General features: G+C 33.0%; 13 protein-coding genes and 4 pseudogenes. 3 read left to right on the top strand and 14 right to left on the bottom strand.

Annotated features, from left to right (window positions below; all coding sequences use genetic code 11):
* Window positions 1–403: 403 nt before the first annotated feature.
* Window positions 404–1,420, top strand: coding sequence for a DUF3231 family protein (locus EM808_RS25025; RefSeq protein WP_127742003.1), 1,017 nt, complete (start codon window positions 404–406; stop codon window positions 1,418–1,420).
* A 103-nt stretch (window positions 1,421–1,523) separates the two neighbouring features.
* Here EM808_RS25025 and EM808_RS25020 read toward each other — a convergent pair whose 3' ends face one another.
* The 5 genes from EM808_RS25020 to EM808_RS25005 form a co-directional block, all read right to left on the bottom strand.
* Window positions 1,524–1,997 (bottom strand): hypothetical protein, encoded by a 474-nt coding sequence (locus EM808_RS25020; protein ID WP_127742001.1) that lies wholly within the window; start codon window positions 1,995–1,997, stop codon window positions 1,524–1,526.
* 215 nt (window positions 1,998–2,212) lie between these two features.
* Window positions 2,213–2,500, bottom strand: coding sequence for a DUF3231 family protein (locus tag EM808_RS29885; RefSeq protein ID WP_362662804.1), 288 nt, complete (start codon window positions 2,498–2,500; stop codon window positions 2,213–2,215).
* Between the two features lie 169 nt (window positions 2,501–2,669).
* A complete protein-coding gene (locus EM808_RS29880) occupies window positions 2,670–2,798 on the bottom strand; it encodes a YvdQ family spore coat protein (RefSeq protein ID WP_362662802.1) in 129 nt (42 codons plus the stop codon).
* Between the two features lie 420 nt (window positions 2,799–3,218).
* Entirely contained in the window at window positions 3,219–3,362 is a 144-nt protein-coding gene (locus tag EM808_RS28820) for a hypothetical protein (RefSeq protein WP_164849791.1), read from the bottom strand.
* A 2,972-nt stretch (window positions 3,363–6,334) separates the two neighbouring features.
* Complete coding sequence (locus tag EM808_RS25005) at window positions 6,335–6,658, bottom strand: hypothetical protein (protein ID WP_127741997.1); 324 nt, start codon at window positions 6,656–6,658, stop codon at window positions 6,335–6,337.
* Between the two features lie 113 nt (window positions 6,659–6,771).
* Here EM808_RS25005 and EM808_RS25000 point away from each other — a divergent pair, with 113 nt between their 5' ends.
* A complete protein-coding gene (locus tag EM808_RS25000) occupies window positions 6,772–7,245 on the top strand; it encodes a DUF3967 domain-containing protein (RefSeq protein WP_164849790.1) in 474 nt (157 codons plus the stop codon).
* Window positions 7,246–8,011: 766 nt separating this feature from the next.
* Here EM808_RS25000 and EM808_RS24995 read toward each other — a convergent pair.
* From EM808_RS24995 to EM808_RS24980, 4 genes are all read right to left on the bottom strand, one after another.
* Window positions 8,012–9,271, bottom strand: a complete 1,260-nt coding sequence (locus tag EM808_RS24995) for a cytochrome P450 (RefSeq protein ID WP_127741993.1) — start codon at window positions 9,269–9,271, stop codon at window positions 8,012–8,014.
* A 508-nt stretch (window positions 9,272–9,779) separates the two neighbouring features.
* On the bottom strand, window positions 9,780–10,349 hold the full coding sequence (locus EM808_RS24990; RefSeq protein ID WP_127741991.1) for a CBO0543 family protein: 570 nt from the start codon (window positions 10,347–10,349) through the stop codon (window positions 9,780–9,782).
* A gap of 617 nt (window positions 10,350–10,966) precedes the next feature.
* Window positions 10,967–11,884: a DUF3089 domain-containing protein gene (locus tag EM808_RS24985; RefSeq protein ID WP_127741989.1), complete on the bottom strand. Its 918-nt coding sequence runs from the start codon at window positions 11,882–11,884 to the stop codon at window positions 10,967–10,969.
* A gap of 1,308 nt (window positions 11,885–13,192) precedes the next feature.
* A complete protein-coding gene (locus EM808_RS24980; RefSeq protein WP_127741987.1) occupies window positions 13,193–14,884 on the bottom strand; it encodes a methyl-accepting chemotaxis protein in 1,692 nt (563 codons plus the stop codon).
* A gap of 240 nt (window positions 14,885–15,124) precedes the next feature.
* On the opposite strand from EM808_RS24980, the gene EM808_RS28815 reads away from it, so the two are divergent.
* Window positions 15,125–15,283 carry a hypothetical protein gene (locus EM808_RS28815; protein ID WP_164849789.1) on the top strand — a complete coding sequence of 53 codons (159 nt, stop codon included), beginning with the start codon at window positions 15,125–15,127 and terminating at the stop codon, window positions 15,281–15,283.
* Window positions 15,284–16,955: 1,672 nt separating this feature from the next.
* Here EM808_RS28815 and EM808_RS29875 read toward each other — a convergent pair.
* The 5 genes and pseudogenes from EM808_RS29875 to EM808_RS24955 form a co-directional block, all read right to left on the bottom strand.
* Window positions 16,956–17,706, bottom strand: a pseudogene (locus EM808_RS29875) (transposase family protein); the annotation flags it as partial.
* A gap of 405 nt (window positions 17,707–18,111) precedes the next feature.
* Window positions 18,112–18,878 (bottom strand): annotated as a pseudogene (gene istB / locus EM808_RS24975) (IS21-like element helper ATPase IstB).
* A gap of 30 nt (window positions 18,879–18,908) precedes the next feature.
* A pseudogene (istA, locus tag EM808_RS29870) lies at window positions 18,909–20,421 on the bottom strand (IS21 family transposase).
* A gap of 101 nt (window positions 20,422–20,522) precedes the next feature.
* Complete coding sequence (locus EM808_RS24960) at window positions 20,523–21,083, bottom strand: hypothetical protein (protein WP_127741983.1); 561 nt, start codon at window positions 21,081–21,083, stop codon at window positions 20,523–20,525.
* Between the two features lie 115 nt (window positions 21,084–21,198).
* Window positions 21,199–22,101 (bottom strand): annotated as a pseudogene (locus EM808_RS24955) (IS3 family transposase); the annotation flags it as partial.
* Window positions 22,102–22,321: the final 220 nt, after the last annotated feature.

Here is a 22,321-nt window from a genome sequence, read left to right as displayed (position 1 = left end):
ATTATTTATAAGCATTATAGTCAAGCCCATAAACCATCCCATCTTCTTTTTAAGAAATCGAGAAGATGGGACAATTAGGAAAGTTGGGAGACTTTATCCTAGTTTCTATACTATCATACTTATATGAAAATTCAGAACTAAAACTCATTAAATAATCTAACCCCTCCATATTTAAAACAACAGAGCAGTAAAACAACATACCAATAAGTCATTATATCAGTGAATAAATTGTATGTACCATAACTAGTTCTATTTCTTAAAATCACATATAATTACTAGTTATGATCAGAAAGTATACTTTGGCAACAAGGATTCTAGAAGAAAAATAAAAAAGTTTTATCATAGCCAGTCTTTTTTTGTAAATAATATAAATAAAAATTATAATCCTAAGGAGGATTTATTTGTGGAACTAAATAAAATTCATCTTACCTCATCAGAAATTGCTGCTCTTTGGACATCTTATATGAATGATAGTATGGCCAAAGCTATCCTTTCTCATATGATGGCACATATTGAAGATACAGAGATTAAATCAATCATTCAATTTTCATATGATATTGCAAAGAATCACGTAGAATTTTTGATACAACTATTAACAGAGGAAGAATACGCTATACCAATTGGCTTTAATGAAGGAGATGTTAATATAAATTCACCTCAACTATTTTCAGAAACATTTTGTTTAACTTATGTTAATCACATGGCAAAAGTAGGTTTATTAGGTTACAGTGGAATGATTTCTATGAGTGCGAGAGATGACATCCGAGAATATTTTACAAATGGTCTAATCGAAACAACTTCTTTGTATGAAAAAAGTTTAAATGTAATGCTTGACAAAGGGATTTATATCCGTGCTCCTTATATTGAGACTCCTAGTGAAACTGACTATATAAACAGTAAAAGTTACTTAAGTGGACTAAATCCTTTTACAGATAAACGCCCACTTAACTCCATAGAAATATCACACCTGTTTACAAATATACAAACAAACTCAATAGGGATTAAATTATGTTTAGCTTTTGCTCAAACAACATCTATTAAAGAAATTCAAGATTTTATGTTCAGAGGTAAGGAAATATCTGATAAACATGTAAGTATATTTAGACAAACCTTGCTTGATGATAATATCACAACTCCAGGTTCACCTGATGTGTGTGTGACTAGTTCTACAACTCGAGTATATTCTGACAAACTTATGATGTTTCATATGTCCTTATTAAGTGCTGCTGGAACTGGAAATTACGCAACTGCTGCTTCAGCTAGTCAACGTAGTGATTTAGCGTTAAATTATGAACGTTTGTCCTTAGAAATTGGGAAATATGCCAAAAGTGGTGCTGATATAATGATAAAGTACAATTGGCTTGAACAACCACCTGGGACTAAAAACAGGAAAAAATTAGCTCAAAAGAAAGAAGATTAAAAATTAATTCTCTGATTTTCTAACTTAATAAACACCTATGAAAAAAGTTCTCATATTGAGAACTTTTTTGCGTTTTTTTTATAAATTAGAAGACATTATTAATTTAAAGTCTACTCTTCCTGCTGACAAATATTATTAAAAGATTTTTTATTAATATCCCTATTACCAATCCCGGTATAACAGCTAATATTGGCAGCCACACTGGACCAAATAATATTCCAAACAAACGAAACTTTGAAGAATAAATACAACCAATCGTCACAAAATAAACAACAAACACTAAGGGGAGAAATGAATATTTATTATTTCTTCCTCCCCCATCAATCCAAGCATCCCACATCGAAAAAAAATACAAACACGGGTAAAACATTAACCATTGGTAGTCTGCTTGTAAAGTCGCTTTTTCTATATCTCCCTGAAAACTAAGCATAATTACTTCATTGAAATGAGAATTAACATTAATGAGTATTTCTAATATAATTATACCAATACCCTTAAACAGCTTTCCATTCAATAACTGTCCAAATCCTGGTAGGGCTATGCTCCATAATAATAATTCTTTTCTACTTACCCACATTTGGTTAACCCCTTGCCAAATTTTGTTGGTCAAGTGCTGAAGGCGGCTACTAACCAACCATTAACAATCATTTTATTAGCTCCCTCTCCTGCAAACTCTGCTGCCTCAGCTCATAATCGCGTATAGGTTGTGTCCAAATCCTTTCGTGCTACACTACCCAACTCGATCCGTTATAAGCTATTCCTCTATTCCTATATTATCTTCGATACGAAACATCAATAATTCATCATTAAAAACCGAATCTTTTGACTTAGATGTAACAAATCTTCACTCATGGAAGCATTTAATATTAATCTTACTATCACCAGGAATTTTCTAAAAATAGCACAATGATGTCTAGCAATTTTCGAACCACGTAATATAATCTGGCGGACTTCATGTGATTGTGCGAGTTGGGAAAAAAACATTAGTAAAGCACTAGTAACAGAATTACGATACAGATTATCAAACAAACAAATCTTAATCGCTGTTAGAGACCTTGATTTTCCGAACCATTCTTCAATACAATGCTTTATATGTACAAACTCAACTTGAATAGGATAAGGCTAAAAGGTGCACGAAACGCAAATTTTTTTCTTGTAGAAAAGGGCACTGGCTTTATAAAGCTTCATAAAGAGTTCCATGGAGGAATGCAAGCTTGTATAAACTTTTTGAATATCCATACGAACAACACTAGTTAATGCTATCTATAGCTATTAATCCTATTGTTCCCATATTTTGAATATTATAAAGTATAAATGCATCGGTATAAAGTTTTGCAGCCTGTATGTTTACATCTTGATTAATAAATCCCATCGGAATAGGAATTTTTCTTAATTAAAAATGTAAGTTATATTTTCTATTTGTTTTCTTTATAACAAATCTAACGCATATTTTAATACTTACGGATTTCAATGTCCTTTAACCTTTATCTAATAAGCGATTGTACAAATCCCCAGAGTATCTTTTGAATACGAATTCCTCTACTTTGCAACTTCACTAGTTGTCAATATTAATACTACTTCATTGTTTTTATAGTAACCCCTCTTTACTCTATACTTATCAAGGATTAATATTCCCCATAGTGATAAATATATTTGTAAAAAGTCCTTATCGGGAGTAAATATACAATACCACTTATTTATGAACTTTTATCCAATTTTCACCTTACCCATTATACTTGAGACTCCTTCATTCTTTTCATCTAATACTAACTTTTCCGAGTATATTCTATGTCATAGATTAATGGTAAGGAATACTTTTTAACATCTTACTTTTGTTTTTCAAATCTACTGAAACTTTTTTAAGCTCCTTTGATTTATCTGTGAGTCTCCCTATTTCAAAAAATAGCCTATTAGAATAAATGCATTTGTTTTTATTCTTCAAAATTTTGTCCTCCTTACTTAAGTTAGGTTTAACTGGAGTTTTATATATTAATGTGAAAGGATACGACACAGGCATTATCATAAGAACAACCTTTTTGGCTAAAATGATTGCTTAATTTCATGAGATTGAACGTATTCATAAACTCCATCTTGTGTAAGGTAAATCTAAATCTGTATGTAGAAGTAAACCTTTGGTTGGATTCGAGCAGAGTAAGCGTTTCCTAAAACATTTATTACTAAATCTGTTGTCATGGAACGTAAAAGCGAATAACCTACCATCTTCTTTGAAAGTAAGTCCATTTTGGCAGTCAGGTAAAACATACATCTCTTTCATTATGGATATAGGTAATAACTGAGATCCATTCCTCATAATTGTGTTAGTAGAAAATTCTCTATTTAACTAACAGGTCATTCGTTCCATCTCTTTTTCTCACCTGGAGTATAGGTGTTTTTTTCTTGGTTATTCAACAGATTATTACTTTTTTAATGATCATGATTCAATGTACACGTTTTATATATACAGAGAGTCCACTCTAAAAAAGTTTCCGAGGTATTTTCGGAGCATCATATCATTCCTTCAAAGGGATCCGGAATGATATAATGCACTACTGTTTTTTTGAAATCCTCTTATATTTTTTGCATGAATTATTTTTTGTAAGGACTTTAACTAAGTTGTGTCTATAAAACTATACTAATTCCAAATCAAAAAACAGATATACGTTTTGATTTAATTTTCTTTCAAACGCAACCTAAAATAAAACCATACAGTATCTTACACATTCCCTATATATTTTATCTTTAAACCAAATAAATGATAGTAATAGAATAAAAAATATAAATTATTTACTCAAGCAAAGTATGTATACTCTATGCTTTAAAATAATATTTCATATATCTTATAACTTCTAAAAACATTTCTAGTAACACCCAAAGATTAGGTTTATTTACTAGTGATGACTAGTACGTCAACACTAAGTTGGAAGATTTTATACGGATTTTTTCTTAAATTCTATGAGCGTTAAATAACCTAGTGTTCTGTGAATTCGAATATTATTGAACTAATGAACATAATCTAGATTTAGCTGTTCTAGAGTAGTGCAGTGGTGCGCAACGCTTGCAATTTCTGTTTTAATAACTTTTATTTCTACCAAGGCGTTATTGTACAGACATTTCTTCCTACTCAAGGATCTTTGAATCCCGGATGTTTCTAAAGTCTCGGATAGTAGTTTATTATCAAACTCTTTTCCTCGGTCTTATGAAACATCTTAATATTATTAATGTTCTATTTAATACTGACTAATTATATACAAGGCCACCCATCTTATCTGTTCCAGAACTATAGCCAATATTTTCTCAGTTAGAAAAATCGACAAATAAGCAAATGTAATGCAATTTTTTTAGACATGGACGTATGGTATCACTTACAACTGCAGCAATTCTTCTTTGTTAAACGGATGTTGTAACTCCTTTCGTATAGGAGCTTCTTTACTGTTTTATTTATATGGCTTATATTACTCCATCTTATAATTAATACCAAACCCTAGTTGTTTCATAATTCTACCGATTTGACACCGAGAAACAATCCTTTTTTGCTTCTTTTACGTGCAAATTGGTTTGGTAATAGTAAGTACATTGGGGAATATGGTGGACGTTACGCATTGCAAAATTGAATATTTGTGTGTGTAATTTCTAACCACATCTATATTAGGGCCCATAACTAGCACAACTTGATTTAAAATGTCATTCCCCATCATGAAGCATTGGTTTTCTTTGCGAATTCTCATAAACTTAATCTATTCTTTCTTGAAATTATTTTTCGCAAAAAAGGATCCTGTTTCTTGATGGATTTTCATTCAACCTAATGCGGATGCTGTTATATTATTTAAATAGAAGTTTAAATTCAGTTGTAGGAGTTCTACATTGACATAGCATAATGCCAAGCTCCTTTATGTCAGTATGTTTAGTGACTAGCCCTTATATCTTCTATACAACTTAATGAGGCCGATTAAAAATCCTTTTCATAATATAATAATAAAACAGCTATCCTCCTCTCCTTTTGCCCAAAATCCAAAATAGAAACTCCAATTGCAGATAATATATTCCCAATTAATTGTAAGTGGTTTCCTGTTTTTCAATAATTATTATCGTTGTAACTATATCCCTTTTCTATCTAAGTCTTTATTCACTTTATAGTTGTAGTAAATTTCCATTAGATCCTCCGAATTGAATTGTCAATGTAACATTAGGATTTTAATGAAGATTCCTCCTTCTTGTTATATAAAATATCGTATTATTTGAAAATTAAAAAAGGCTAACTCTACCTTGAACATCAAGATTGAAATGCTGTTTCCTTGGGACAATTGACTATTGATTCTTAGTTTGTATGGATTAAGTGTATGAAAATATATGAATATGGAAGAACGCAAAACGTTAGCTTGGCATGAAACACTTAAAATTTATGAATTACTTGTTTTATAATCTGATATAAGAAAACTAAAAATGGCTATAAAAAAACGGCTGAGATTAAGGAATTTACAACAAACCTAAAAAAATTGGATTTAAATGTAAGTCACTTAATTCATTATTATCCATCTTTCCCCACATACCCGGATGGATAAGATCAGATAAATAATTGACTTTTACTCGGGAGTCTTACTTGGTCTTAGTAATTAAGAGTACTTGATTAATATAATTCGGTCACTTTATTTCAATTTTTAAATTTCCTCTACAAGCCAAGGGTTCAAGTGGCTAAAGCTAAAGCTATATGTCATTTGTTCAACTCAAACAGAAGGGAGAAATCAAAAGATGGAGCAACGGGCACAGCGATGAAGGTTTTGACAATGCCAAGAGGGTTCGGGGATAGAGAATCTATCAACTCCTTAATGCTCCCTACGGTTTCTTCCTCGTTAAGTTTTATCTTCAGATTAAAAATCTTAAAAATAAAAAAAACGCTTAAATGCGTTTTTTGTAATTCTAGAGATCAGCCTTAAAATCTCCTTCTTCTAGTTTTCTGTTTAGCTCTATATAATCATCTTCACTAAAAGTAATTGTCACTCTATCCAATCTATCTCCATTTGGATACAAATATAATTGCTGATTGAACTTTATACTTAGGGGGACAATTGTTTGAAGTACCAAATTTAGAATTTTAAAACTATCTAAATCGACTCCTTCTTTCAATTGATTTTTAATATGGATAATGACTGAACCTTCAAGAGTTTCGAATCTTGGTTTTCGAATATTATTAGCTTCACAAAGTCTTTTTAATAAATTTTGATAATGGTCATTTTTCTTCAAATAAAACACCTCTAAATTTTTATTCTATGCTATCACAAAGGTTTTAAATTTATATCGCATCAATAGGGAATTTATCTAGTTGCATGGAATGTATATTGCGAGGTGAATCCGATATGGAAAAAACAAAAAGATATACATCTAGCGATATAGCCAAACAGATATTAGCAGAACCAGTAACGGTAAGAAAGTATTCTCAGATGCTTGAAGAAAAGGGCTATGTCTTTGAAAGAGATAGTAAAGATCATAGACGCTATACTGACGTCGATCTAACCGCCTTCAAACACTTAACCGCATTAAGGAACAATAGTACATCTGTAGAAGAATCTATAACCCATATAGCGCACTTATATCATCACAATTTATCTATATTTCCTACCGATACAACAACGCTACAACAAGAAGAATCTCCCCTTTTGACCTTGATGAAGAGACAAGAAGAATTCAATATAAAGATACTAGAACGATTAGAACGTCAGGAACAAAGGCAATTAGAAAGAGATCAGAATTTAATTCTTGCATTAAGAGAATCCCAGGAAACAAAAAAACAATTGGCTGTTGCTAAAAATTTAGGGGATTCAATTGAGTAAAGTATAAGCCTTTTAAATTAAAGGTTTTTTATAAAAGTGATTGGTTCCATCATTTACTAATGCTTTTCATGCGCTTCTACATCCTGTTTCTTCAATCAATACTTAGCAAATGTGAAGTATCAATTAATCAATAGGTAAACCCTAAAAATAAATAGTCCCAAAAGATTTATTTTGGGACTATAATCATCAAAACAACCACTTAGCCTGCTTTACAAATTAGCTGGATCACTTGTACCAAGTGTGTTATTAGTACTGATTTACATATTGTTGAATTCTTCCTGAATTTTTCGGAAACAACTTAAAAAACGCTCCAATTTTAGCCAGGCATGCTTTAATCCACTCGTTTTAAAAGAAAGCAAAACCTATTTACTATGTATTGCTACATATCATACACATGGGAAAATTCATATAAAAAAGTGGTGGCAGAAAAGCAATTGATTCGAGTTTGCTGCTCCCATTACTGAATAATATGCATATTATCGACTAGAACGTTTTAAAGTGTAAATTGGCTAATGCCATTTCTCTATCATTCATATTCACGAAAATGAAAGGGAAATGCTCCAACATACTTTTAATACCTTTATCCACAACATGTTATAGCTTACATATTGTACTTGTGAATAATTAACAAATACACCATTAATCTGTAAATCAGTTCATTATAACTCAATTTTATGATGAATAAGTATGAGTGTTTTTTTTCATACATAACGGAATCGGCTTTTTTACTTCCCTACTAACTAAAAACAAACCATTCTAAAGGAAACTATACTTTTCGTCTAACATTCTTAATTATTATTTTACTATGGGGAATACTCGGCATGGATACAATACTGTAACTTAAATCTTGATCAGGGACTTCATATTCCATTTGATTCACAAGAAAGTTAAGACTCACTTTCATAATCTCAATCGTTACCCATTCACCTGCACATCGATGTCCTAAAAAATAATCACCGCCCCCCTGGGGTATGAAGTTAAATGGGCTCCCTTCCCAATCGGAAAAGCGAGTAGGATTGAAGACATCTGGATTATCCCAAATTTCAGGGTCATGATTTGTTCCATAAATGTCCAAAAGAGTTAAGGTTCCTTCTTCAAATTGATAACTGTTCCAAGTAAAATTTTTCTTTACTATTGCAATGACAAATGGAAAAAATGGATAAAAACGACGAACTTCCTGAATAAACATCTGAGCATATTTATCATCGCTGGATTGAAGCCTATTTCTTTCTTCTGGATAATGATGCACTGCTAAAACTATGAAATTTATAAATATTGCAATTGCCACAATTGGTCGTAAGATATTAATTACTTCGACAGCAGCATTTTCTGTGTCAAGAAGACTTCCTTCTAAGTCTCGCTGCATAGAAAATTTGTGTAATGCCGTATTTTCAGGTGGATTAACTTTCCTTTGACGAACCTTTTCAATTAGTTCCTCCATCCACTTTTCGACCTTATTACGTGCATTTCTTCCCCGCCAATGATTTGGTCCAACAGCCCCTACTGACTCAAACATCGCCCCCAAATCTCTTGTTAAATCCTTTATTTCTCTTTCATGAATTGGTATGCCGGCCCACTCGCAAGCTGTCCGGCACAAAAGTTCCTTCGTTTTCTCATAAAGAATAACTTTATCCATTGCTTCCCAATTAGTTACTGCTATCTCCCACTGTTTTTTTGTAATGCTAGTTAACCTAATAAGTTCATCAGGAGACATGATTGACATAAACATTTCTTTGCGATGTTTGTGAGCTTGGCCATCTAACGCCTGAACACCGTTCTTGCCAAACAATGTTTGTATCGCCCGGTTTGGTGCTGCCCCTTCCCTTTTGAATTTTTCAGAATCATAAAAAAGTTCCGCCGATTCTTTACCACCCATGCAGATAGCTTTCTTTCCAAGTAAACGGGTTTCAAATATATCAGAGTTAAAACTGTGGCGTTTATTCATTATGTACATATAGCCTTCTCTCAATAGGCTTATACTATGGTCCATTCCTTCTTCTCTTGGCATTTTTCCTGTGTCTGACATAGAATCATCTTCCTTTTATTTTGAGTTAATCCTATTATTTGTCAACTGGTCCTTATTTATTCTATTGATATGTACTGAACAAAGGCAATAGTAACTGCTATTGGAAAGGAAAATAAATAAACTCTTTTTGGATTTCTCATTTGGTATTTAAAGACGATGAAATCACTTGCGAAATTTTTAATCCTCTGGATATTTTTATTGATAAATTTTGTCTCTCTACAGTTTATCAAGAAGTAAAAGTCCCTTTTCTTCAAATCAAGTTGCTGAATCACCATTTTCAGTGTATAGACATTACTTTTGATAATTAATATAACATCAATGTCTCCGCTTTAAGCACTTTTCCAAGATTCGTTAAGTAGTAATTTTACAAGAAGTTTATAAAATATTAGCTTTCAGATAGGAAATATTTAAAAAGGTAAAATTTAAGAACATTAACGAATTATTCCTAGAAAGGTTTATTTCTCATTCCTACTTAAACTAATATTTTGATATTGAAAATCAGATTATGCTAACTAGCATATTTTTTTTGAAGCCATAAGAATATATTTGTAGTGAATTTCGCAAATAGACCTATAAAAATATACACAAAAAAAGTATGTACATGAGTAATTTCACCATACATCTTTAACATTCCTAATTTTACGATCAATGGCTCAAAAATAAACGAAAAAAACGCTGATACCACAAAAATTGTTATATAATAATTTTTATTCTTAATCATTGTCCATTGATAAGCTAACATATAAGTTACAGGTATAAGACTTGAGTCAAGTGAAAAACTGGGCATTGTTGGTATTAATTGAATTGGATAATTCCATAAACCTAAATTAACAGCTAATAAATTTGAATATAAAGTAGCAATATGGATGCAATATCCAAAAAAACCGATTAAAAAAATATTACTTTTATCAATTTTTTTAATAAGAATGATCAATGGTATTAAAAAGAACCCTACCAATAACCAATACTCAAAAGAGGTATAAAAAGTAAAATATTCCCAATAATTCAATAAGGCTTCCGTTGACTCTTTTCTTAAATTCACAATTTCATTGAAATGTTCTATACGTTTTTCGTTCAATATAATCCCCCTTAAAATTTAATAGTATTTTTAAGGTAACCATTGTAAGATAATCGTATTCGATTTCATCTTTAATTCGTTTATTTTAATGAATTATAAAACCTCTTTCAAACGTAAACTTCTAATTCTTAGTAGCCTTAGATACGGCTAACTTGACGCTTTCCAACTCATCAATATAAAAGACTTTAAAATATTTGCTTCAAATGAAACAGTATAATATTCGTTTTGCCTTCTATAAACATTTTTGAAATTACCTTCTTTACCTTTCCCTTTTATATATATTTATTACCAGTGAATTTTAAGAGGTAGGCCTTATAAAATTTGCCCATTTGGGTTGACATTCCAGTGTTTATGTTAATTCAGCAATGTTTAGTATAGCTGGAAAATGCAAAAAATTAGGCTATGTTAAAGGCGAAGGTTGATCTATATAATATTCAAAAGAAAAGACACCAGGATTACCCTAACGGGTTTACTTTGGGGGTGTAAAACACCATTTAGCAGTCTTAAAAACAGGGATAATCACTAAATTTTCGCAGGGTAATTCACATTAAAATCACAAGAAAAGAGCTTGAGTAATATCAAGCTCTTTTTAGTTATCCAATATTTACTTTTTAGATTTATGAATGAATGAATTCAATGGCTTCTTTTAATAAATCAGCAAAATCAGCAGGGAAGAAGTGACCTAAACCCTCTTTGACCAGCAATTTGCATTGAAATTCATTTTCCTCTAGAAGGTTTACTAATTCAACTGTTTTATTGTAAAAAGGGTCTTTATCTCCAGTGATAATGCAACCCTTAATTTTGTTTCCATTTCCAACTAATAATCTTTCAACGGAAGCCACATCTTTAATTGCAGGAATAACTGCTATAAATCCTTTTGTCCCAAGAGCATTTCCATTTAAACTTAGTTCAATCGCTAATTTCCCACCTTGCGATGCACCAGCCATAATATCCTGCTTTGTATTAAATTTTTCTTTGAATTCCCTGAATGATGCCGTAATTTCTTCAACTGTAATTTTTTGATTGTCCCAGCAATAAGTGTTGTATCCGAAGACCTGTGATGATTGCGGAAATGCAAAAAGAAATTCTCTGTTGTCAAACCAATAAGGAGCGAAGTCTTTCACATTTGAACCACGCCAATGCAAAGAGATTAATCCTGTATTTGATTTATCATTTCCGTAAATAAACAGCTGAGGTTTAGATTTATGTTTACGACTTTCCAATATTTCCTGGCACTCATTTACTATCGTTTCAAATTCTTCGATGTTTTTGAGGTTGTTTAAATCTTGGTCACGAGTTAATGTCAAAGGGTTCCACCATATTCCTTTTTGCAAACCATCTTTAAGAGCTGCGATGGCGTTTTCTTGCTTACCTTGAACAGAATAAGCACAAGCCCTCCAAAAGATTGTTTTATCTAATTTTTCGGGAAATTTATCCTGTACTTTTTCAATCAGTGAATGAATTTCATCGTATTTACCTAATTTATATAAGCCAAAAACCTTTCTTTGAAGTTCAACAAACTCTGTTTCCGACACGGTACTCACGCTCCTCAATCTTTCAAAAAAAACAAAACCAAAATCACCGTATTTAGTTGAAATACATTATATCATTCAAGGTAAATTGTTTGTCAGTAATGCCAGCTGTTGTGTAGGAGTTAATTTGCTTTTACTTTTGCATGAATTCCCAAACGAAAGTTGTAGTAAGTCCGCAAGAAGTGACAGCCATTTTAGCAAACTTTGGATTGAATTTTTCATAGATATAACTTTTGCCGCCGCCGTATGTCACTAAGCAAGCGACATATTCATCCACACATCTTTAATTTGGTTTGTTTTTCTTTTCTTTACCATCGTATGCAAATCCTTTCCGGAAAAAATTAATCTTAAGGGTGTTTTTGAAAAAATCAACCTTTACCTTTAACATAGCCAAAAATTAAAAGGATTCCCCCCCCCAAAAAAAACCCACCAAGAATTTTTCTAGGTGGGGTTAATATTATAACTTCTTGTTTAACAACTGGATATGTTCTATAATGTTAACTTTATATCCTTTTTAACTCTCAGTTGGTGCACAACTTTCTTCGATAAAATCATAATCAATCTTACCTTTTAACACGGGTAACATAATTTCTACTTCAAGAACTCAGAAGCAAAAGTTTCTTGAGAATCTAATCTTACCTGAATTAACGTGGTCATTTATGTTTTTCTGTGTATAATAAAAAACGACTCCTGCTGTATTTACTATGTGTACAATACAAAACTGTTAAATGTTCATCGGCACAGCATTTATTACCTCTGTAAAAAGTATTACTAAAAATGGCAATCGTTAGGTTATTACTTAGGAAAACTTCTTCAGTATTTCTAATGTGATCAGAGTATTCCATTTTCTAATAACCTGCAGTAATAAATGGCAGATTCTCATGACCTGGTTAAGTGACTTAACACGTTTGTCTCTTTTTATTACGTCAAACAATTCTTGTAGTTTGAAAGGCTTATAGATTTAATCCGCTTATGCTAGGTATACAATCTAAAACATCTTTAGTTTTGTTTCTATAAATGATGTCATTTATTAATGACGCTCTTACATTAATTGACTGAATGCAAAGAAAGATGATCACCGATAATGACATGAAATCTTCTTCTGTGGAAAAGTAGATGATTTGATGTTTCTCAAATTTTTTTTCGTATTGCTAAGTTCGACAACTCATTATGAATGTTTTTATTTTTCGAAGCATTCTCTCCTGATTAAATATATTACTATAAACTGATTACATTCTTCTGAATGATCATTTCCATAATTTCTTGCTCTTTACATTACAATATTTAATGCATAATGATAGTCTCATTTAATTATACCTTGAATCTCCCAACTAAATTTCTTAATTCTTCTGACATTCTGGCTAATGCTGATGATGAAGAAGCAACTTCCTCCATGGAGGCTAACTGTTCTTCAGAAGCCGATGCAATCTCTGATGTACTTTCTATAGAAGTTTTTGCAATTCCTGAAACCTGACCGATTTTAGAATTGACCTGCTCCACACTTGCTGACATTTGTTCGGTAATAACAGATACTTCCTGCATCTCAGAATTAACGTTTTCGACAGATTTCAAAATTAGATTGAAGGTCTTTTCAGTCTCTTCGACCAATTGCATACCTTGGCTTACTTCATTTGTTCCTTTACCCATCAATTCAACAACTCGTAATGTATCATTTTGTATGACTTGTATTAAGTGAGCGATCTTACTAGCAGAATCTCTTGATTGCTCCGCTAATTTTCTTACTTCGTCTGCTACAACTGCAAATCCTCGACCGTGTTCCCCAGCTCTGGCGGATTCAATGGCCGCATTTAAAGCCAATAAGTTTGTCTGGTCAGCTATTCCCGTAATAACTTCAATGATCTTACCAATTTGTGCAGACTTATTATCCAATTCTTTAATTACAAGATTTGTGTCATTTGTTGAATTATTTATTGATGTCATTTGTTCTATTACTTTTTGAATGTACTCATTACCTATTTTAGCTTGCTGAGTAGTATGCGATGAAGATTTTGCAGCAGTTGAAATAGACTCCGCAACACGTTGAATACCTATTGCCATTTCACTGACTGCTTTTACGCTTTCTTCAGTATTCTTACCTTGAATTTCAGCGCCTCCTGCAATCTCTTGTATCGAAGTGACAACCTGATTAGTTGCAGAATTAGTTTGTTCCGTACTTGCCAATAATTCTTCAGCAGATGATGCAACATGCTCTGATGTACTACTTACCTGGTGAATTAAATCTCTCAAATTTCTGGTCATCCTATTAAAGGAAACAGCTAAATGACCGATTTCATCTTTATTCTTAATGTTAATCTCATCTATTAAGAGGTTCCCATCAGCAATTTGCTCTGCGGATTTAGAAATTAATTGAACAGGCTTGGATATAATCTTACCAATATATATTGCGATAGCTACCCCTAAAATGAATGCTGCTACACTTATAAAGAGTATTAGGTTTCTGATAACACTTACTTGGTGAGATAGATTATCACTTGTTTCTATTAGATTTTTTTCTTGATATATACGAGCCTTTTCTCCAACTTCATTAATCTTTTGAGTTATTGCATTTCCTTTTTCTTGCATCAATCTTGTAATACCATCTAAACGGTTTTGTTTTTTAAATTCAATTGCTTCTTTTCCCACTTGTTGATATTGTTTTTCTACTTCAACCAAGTCTTCAATTAATTTTCTCGCTTCAGAGGAAATTTTTAAGTTTAAAAATTCTCCTGAACTTGATTTGAAATCTTCTGCTGAATTACCGAATTGATTTAGACTTTCTTCGTTCCCATTTATAAGGTAACCACGCAGAGCAATTTGTTCTTCGAGAATTGCTCTTTCCATTTTAGAAATTAGATTTAAATTACCAAAGCGATCTTCAATAGCCTCAGTGTAACTTTCATCAACAGTTCTAAACTGATAATTTGTGATAGCTGTTACTATTACTAATAAAATCAAAACTGAAAAAAATCCTGCAAATAATTTCTTTCTTACATTCATTTTCATTGGTGTCATCTCCTGTACTGATTCGCCTATCTGGTATAAATAACTGTTTCTAACATAAAAAATTTAACCCTAATGAACTATTGAGTAAATTTAAACTTTACACGATTAATGGAATAATCCCCTCTTTACTTATTAATACTGTTCGTGACAGATAATAAAATGATGTATTTAAGATTAAATAAGAGATATACCCATTACACCAATACTTTTTCTTCCATTTTTTAAGTTGGTGTCTTTATAATGAATAGAAGAAATCAAAAGGTATTATTACAGTTTTTTTTCTCAACTGAAACAGCACTTATTAATCAAAAACTAAAAGCAGCCAATTTTATTTATCCAGAACAACTTTTAGAGCTTGTATATACAATACAATTTCCTTTTATTTTATCGGTAAAGTAATTTTATTATTTAGAGGTATTTTGCTCCATAATTTCTTTTTTTAAATTTTTTATATCCTTTTCCCAAGTTAAAGCTTTTTTGACTACTACACCTTAACATACTCCTCCTGTAACGCTCTTATGTTATAGATTTTAGTAATTGACCAAAGGGCCCAACCATGCCCATAATAATTTTTGCGACCTCTCTGAATTTGGTTTATCTAAGCACCTTGTTCTTCGTGATTTTCGTTTTTTCTACCTACCATAAAATTATTAATACTATTTCTAACACAGAAGTGGGTTAGAAATAGAAACTATATTGTTTTTAGCTTTGTTTGGCAAGCATGCTGGGCGAACTGTCTAAACTCTATAACCTCGTTTTATTCGGCTAAAGTTTAGTGAGAAATTTTCTAAGAATTTCTTGAAATCTTGTCGCATTTGTAGGATTTTGAACACTTACTGCAAAATCAACTATATACCTTATTCGGGGAAATTTTTGTCTAAACTAATTCTAAGGTCGCCACATCTATTAATAGGGTTATTTACACTCATATAACCAGACGGAGGGTCAATTAAATATGGTTACATTGCTAGCTACGTTATTTATTGGGTATATGATGCTGTGAAGAAACAATATCTTAATAACATTTAAAGTGAAGGGATTTAGAAAAGATTCCTAAATCAAATTGGTCTTTTAGCTTTGCTTCATTCAATAAAAAGTTCAAACAATACTGATGCAAGTTACTTTTTAGTCCGTGCAGTTCTTTCAAAAGATTGCTTAACAGAAAAAGCCTGTTCCTCTGCTTGCTGTTCTGTTATTGGAGAGAATAAGTGTTTGATTGGATTAATAAAAGAGGATAATAGGACAATGTAAAAATAAAAAGGAATCTCTTGAAATTTGGGGGAATAGCAATGGAAATTAAAATTGATCCAAATCTTGTAACTATAACTCCTGAGCTGGAAGACACTTTATTAAATTTGGATGAGTTATAAAATGTACAGCAACCGTAAGAGATTTAAGAAAAGTTTATGACAATGATAATTTCTTAGACTTTATGGATGAATCTAAAGAGATATTGGTAATTGGCGATTATAAGTCATGTAGATAGGAGTTAGAATTCCTTCACTAGGAAAAAGAGGTTTAGTATGCCAATCAAACCGCTTAGTGTACAATGCTTATGCTTGACGTGTAAGGGATTAACCATATCGAATTTAAGCTTGTTCCCCCTTTTGAATATAAACTAAATTAAGCCAATAATGGCCTGTTGGCTCCATTCCACATGACTCTTTTATTTGATTAATCCAATTAATAAATGTTATAAATCCTTCTTGGAATATAAAATTGATCTTAAAAGTTCATTCATTGGAGGAATGCTACCCCTTTTTCCACTAAAGGTTTATTTCTCCAGATTGTTACATAAAAAGTATCTTTTATTATCTAGGGAAAGTCCTAAAAATTGCTCATTTAAATGAATTACAACTAATCTTAATTTCCTAATGTAATTTGTAGAAAATTATATATATCTGCATATAATGTATTAACCCTTCATTAATCACAAAGTGTAAAAAACCTTACTCAGCCGAGTAAGGTTTTTTACACTTTGTGTGATTCCTTCAAGCTGAAATGGATACACCTTTTTGAAGATATGCCCTGCTAATAAGAAGGAAGTTTGGAAAGAAAACGGATCCCCCTTCCATTCTGTTTTAATGATTTTAAATGTAGCTTCCACTATAGCGTTACCCGACAGCTTTCATACTTAAAGAGCAGCCAATCCGGAAGGCCGCTAACGTTGGTCGATCAGCTGGTTTTTAAACTCGCTACACAGATCACCCTTAATAGTAGAGAAAGCTCGTGCGACAAGGCACGCATCTTTGTTGGGTCCTATGCTGTAACCAATGATTTCGTGATTAAAGAGAGTGACAAAGATAAGCAACAGATTTTTTGTTTTTTGTCTGTCTACTTTAAGGGGAGCATATCAATAATACGTAATACCATTTATTTTTGACTTTACGTATGTTAAATCACTGACGACTACTTTTTTACTTCTGCCTGCTGAAACTTTCATTTCCATTCGTTTTTCTGAGCCGACTCATTACAGGGAGTTTTCTGTGGCTTAAACTGTGCTACTGTATAGGAAGAAACTAGCCCTCGCTCCTTCATGATACGGCCAATTCGTCTTCTAACTGAAGTTCTTTATCCTCATAATAATAGTACGTACTACGTGAGATTTGCAGGACGCTGCACATTGCTGATACCGAGTATTTGTCTTTATTTTGCTTAATGCTATTTACTTTCGTCCCATTATCAGCGCGGCTTGCTTTAAATGTCGTTCTCCATTCTTAGCTGTTTTAGTTCCTTGCGGAGTTCTAAAAGCTCCTACTGTTCAGTTCCTGGTTGATCCACCGGTCAAGAGAAGACGGAGTCAGATCATATTCATCAATAATGGCTCGGTTTGTCATAGTGGCTTTTCCTCATCTGTTTTAAATCTAGTGTACGTGATCTTAATTTTTCTGTCCAGATAAGGTGTACTTTAAAAGTACACCTTATCTATTTAGGTAAAAAACCCTTCTAGAAAGAAGGGTAGAAAGAAAAAATATTAAAGGAGAAGGTACATTTATGCTAGTTCAACTAATTGGTACGAGGGCTATAAGTTTTAAGTATTTAAAGGCTCAATAAAACGAAGACAACTCCCTACAATTGTCTTCGTTAAAACCTACCTTATTGCGACAGGTGATATTATGTCTATATATAATATTCTTGTTACTTACTTTTGTTACAGTACTTTTTGATTTTCTAAAGCTCGTTGCTTTACAAACACTCATAAGAACCCACCTGCAATAGAGTTTGGTTTATAAATAAAATAGGTTTACCCAGGGAAGGTACACCTTTAAGGAGGTTTTTAAATGAGTTGGATAGGCTACACTTAGTTGGACATGTTGATTCTTCAGTCGATGACTTTCATTATTCATATGAATAACCTCGACACGATGCAATAATCGATCCAATATTGCGGTCATCATTCCTTGATTTCCGACAATCTCTGTCCACTCTTCAGGGCTTCTATTAGATGTCAAAATTAAAGAACTTTGCTCGTATAGTTGGTGGACTAATTGAAAGAAAAGGGTAGCTTCTCGTTGATCCATTGCCATATACATGATGTCATCAATTATGACCAGATCAGAAGCGCGCAAGCGCTTCAACTGGATCTTAGATTTGTTTACGTACTCCTCTGTCTTAAGTAACTGAATCAACTCACCCATTGTTATGAAATATATCCCTTATAGATTGCTTCAATACCAAGTCCCAAGGAAAGTAGCGTCTTGCCTGCACCTGGCGGCCCAAGTAGTATGAGATTATAGTTTTGTTCAAGCCACTCATATTCACGTAACTGCTTTAATTGCCTTTCAGTAATTGCGTCTTGTTCCTCAACTCGGAACATATGAATCGGTCTATGGTAAGGGAATCGTGCCCAGTTCAATCGCTTTTCAATACTTTTCTCTTCTCGCTTTTTAAGTTCAAACGTGGTTAATTCTTCTAATAACTCGAGATAGGTCCAAGATTTCTGTTCCGCCTTGCGGTGGATATCGGAGAGACCATCTGCAGTTTCCCACATCATTAACTGCCAAAAGGATTGCTGTTACTCTTACTAATTTATTTTCCTCCCATCAATTGGGAGGTATTGATCCATAACTCTAGTCTGAACCTCTATATCTACTGGGGTTTTGTCGCTCTCTTCCATCATTTTGTGTTGCTGATCAAGTGATGTTTGCTTGAGAAATTCCACGTCATCACGGAAGCTATTGTCGCTGTACAGGCATTCATCTATCACTTCTCAAGCACTAAGTGGACCCATTCCTTGTTTCTTAAGCAACTTTTTAATTAGTGTGAATTGGTCTCAACGATAAGGTTCATAATCCTTGCTGACTTTATCTATGTAGTTTGTTTATCATGGGCAAGAAGGTCAATCTGTTCTTGTCTTAATAACTCGAGCGACTTGGAACGCTCACGAGAATGGTTCCTATTCTTGACTAGTCTCCCTTTATCTTGAGAGATAGAATGCACCGCAATAATTTCTCCTGTGGAAGGGTTACAAATCTTCAGTACATAGTCAGCGATGTGTAAATGGACTATTGCTTGTCTAGTATATGTACCCACAGGTACAGAATATCGATTCGATTTGAATTGCACCGTATTGTCCTTACTGACATTCCTTGTTATAATTTCAGTATAGTTGCTTTCGTAAGAAAGCTGATTAGAGATCTTTCGCAAGTGTTGCTTTTCCAGGAGAAACACTTCGCAAGGTCTCTTTTTAGTTGTTTTATGCACCTTGAAGTTTCCGGTTCTTTCAAGCCATTTTAGGCTACGGTTGTTCCAATCTTCCAGTGTAGAATACACTCGGTTCTTGGCAAAGTTGTTCTTTAGGTATTTTACGACATTCTCGACTTTCCCTTTAGATTCAGGGTCAGCCTTTCTACATAGATACACTCGAAACTTTCTTTGCTGAATATATTTTTGGAATCCTTTAGTCAAGATTAGGTCTCCTGCATTCTCACTTACCGCAATCAAATTGTCCTGATCATATACAACTTCTTCAGGGACACCACCATAATATTGAAAAGCTAGTTCATGACAGCGCATGGTGTCCTCGGTAGTGAAGGGTCTGTTGAGCCACCACATATATTTATGTCGGGAATGTGCTAGTACGAACGCAATGAAATAGAGGCGTATTTCCTTACCATACATATCCTTTTGAACACCTTGTCCCCAATCCACCTGCAGCTGTTTTCCTGGTGGTAGTTCATCGACAGACTCATATTCACGTGATTCTTCTTTCTTTTCGATTTGATACAGTTCTCTTACTTCATTTACATAGCGTCGCACTGTGCTTTCTCCGACTTTAATATTTGGAAATCTTTCCTGTAGCCAATCAAAAATCTGAGCTCCACTGAGGGAAGATAATCCTTCAGCCAATTGACAATCCAATCCCGATAGGGATCCAATATCTTTTTTCGTTCACCAATATCAAATTCATTTACAGCTTCTTCAAAAGTCGTTTCCAAATATTTATACACAGTAGTTCGGGAAATCTTTAATCTTTTAGCAATTTGAGAAACTCTTAATCTTTGTTTAGTTAATTGGTGAATCTCTAGATATATCATTAACTTTTCCTCCATTTTGCTCCTCCTACAAACTGATAAACCCAGTTTACAGGAATGATTTTTTAGGCGAAAAGTGTTCATTGGAAGTGAGCAAAAACTGTTCACTTTATTTTAGCGGTTACAGATAGATTTTGAAGTTGATTGTTCTTTTCTTTTTCCATTGTGGATACAACTCTGTTCAACCTGTTTCTTTCTGTTTTTTCTGCAAACTCTAGATTGCTAATTTTGTTTTTGAGTATCGTTTTAGATATAGTTCCTTTTTTAAATTGAAAATTCCATTTATCCTTTTCTAAGTTAGTCGTTAAACCAAGTATTTTAATTTCTATTTCTTTATTTTTTATATCATTATCAAAATTCAATTGGATTGCTTGTTTTTTATATTTAACCACCGCTTTATTAATTAAATTAATATTATTTATAATCTCATCTGTTCCAGAATTTATTTCTATTCTTTTGGATTCGTCTTTTTGCATGGAAGAGATATTGTATTCCATCGATTTCTCTATAGAGGCTAATTGTTTCGCTTTAGACTCATTTAATTGTGTTATCTTCTTTTCAAAATTTTTCTCTATCTTCGCTTGTTCTGATTCTATATCACTCAATTTTTTATTATAAATTTGCTTCGCCTTTGAAGCATTCTTCTTTTTTTCCTCTTTATACACTTGTAATGCTTCATATCTTTGTTCCGTTATTTTAAATAGCTGACTTTTCTTTATGACTTCCTCTACTAGAATAAGTGGATTTGAGTCAATAATTTGGACACAAAAAAGTTAAGTATCAAGCGGTTCTTCTAATCTGATCCTCCATAGCTTGAGGTGTTTGATAGCCGATGCTGCTGTGAATTCTGTTTCTGTTGTACCAGTCTTCTATAAACTGAAACATGGCCAGCTTCGCTGCCCGGTAGTCTGTGTACTGGGTATGATAGACTTCTTCTTTCTTTAATATGGCGTGAAATGACTCTATACAGGCATTGTCATAAGGACAGCCTTTCTGACTGAAAGACTGCCTGATTCCGTATTTTTGGACATGCTGAGTAAACTCACTGCTGGTATATTGTGAGCCAAGATCGGTATGAAGAATTAAGCCCTTTCGGGGCTTTTGAGAAAAACAGGCGTTTTCAAGTGCTTCGATCACTAATTCCGAAGTCATAAAACGAGAAAAAGAATAGCCAACAATTTTTTTTGAATGCAGATCCAATACAGAGGCCAGATAGCACCAGCCGTCTTTTACCGTAGGAATATACGTAATATCCGCCACCCATTTCTCATTGATTGTGCAGGTAGAGAAGTCTCTTTTTAAAAGATTACCCAGCTGCACAACCTTTTCTTTTGAGGGGAAAGGACGGTATTTTTCCCTGGTAATCGAACGGATGCCTGCCTTTCTCAGCTGGACACGCTTCAGGCTTAAACAAACCCCGTTGTTTGATAAGGTCTTATGGATTTTCGGTGCGCCATAACGCGCCTTACTTTCCAGGTGAATTCGTTGGATTTCCTGCGTGAGTTCCTGGTTTTCCAGTTCACGTTTTGACGTCGTTTTTTCAAGGGAGCCATAGTAGCTGCTTCTTGGCACGGCCAGTACTTCGCACATTTTCTGGACGGGATATTGATCCTTGTGTTCCTCGATAAAATCGATGAGCTCTGATTCGGTTACTTTTTCGCGAATATGGCCATAGCCTTTTTTCTTACGGTTAGTCAATGGGTTATTTATGTTTTTGTGAATAACATTTTAAAATGAAAAGGTTATTCACATAAGGTAAAGCGGGTTAGGCTGTGAAAGGGATGACAAATAAACCTAGTCGACTTCAATTTTTTACTAGGTTCGTTTGAATATGCTAATATGTTTATAAGCTATGATTTGGTGGCCAACCGGTAATCATAGCTCATATTGTGTGCAGTAAGAT

Source organism: Niallia taxi, assembly GCF_004005475.1.
In the GTDB taxonomy this organism is placed as follows: Bacteria; Bacillota; Bacilli; order Bacillales; family Cytobacillaceae; genus Niallia; species Niallia taxi.
This window is presented reverse-complemented; position numbering and strand designations above follow the sequence as displayed.

Bases quoted from the DNA above. Each gene is read 5' to 3' on its own strand.
- EM808_RS25020 (WP_127742001.1), bottom strand. From the start codon at position 1,997: ATGTGGGTAAGTAGAAAAGAATTATTATTATGGAGCATAGCCCTACCA.
- EM808_RS25000 (WP_164849790.1), top strand. From the start codon at position 6,772: ATGGAAAAAACAAAAAGATATACATCTAGCGATATAGCCAAACAGATA.
- EM808_RS24995 (WP_127741993.1), bottom strand. From the start codon at position 9,271: ATGTCAGACACAGGAAAAATGCCAAGAGAAGAAGGAATGGACCATAGT.
- EM808_RS24980 (WP_127741987.1), bottom strand. From the start codon at position 14,884: ATGAAAATGAATGTAAGAAAGAAATTATTTGCAGGATTTTTTTCAGTT.
- EM808_RS28815 (WP_164849789.1), top strand. From the start codon at position 15,125: ATGAATAGAAGAAATCAAAAGGTATTATTACAGTTTTTTTTCTCAACT.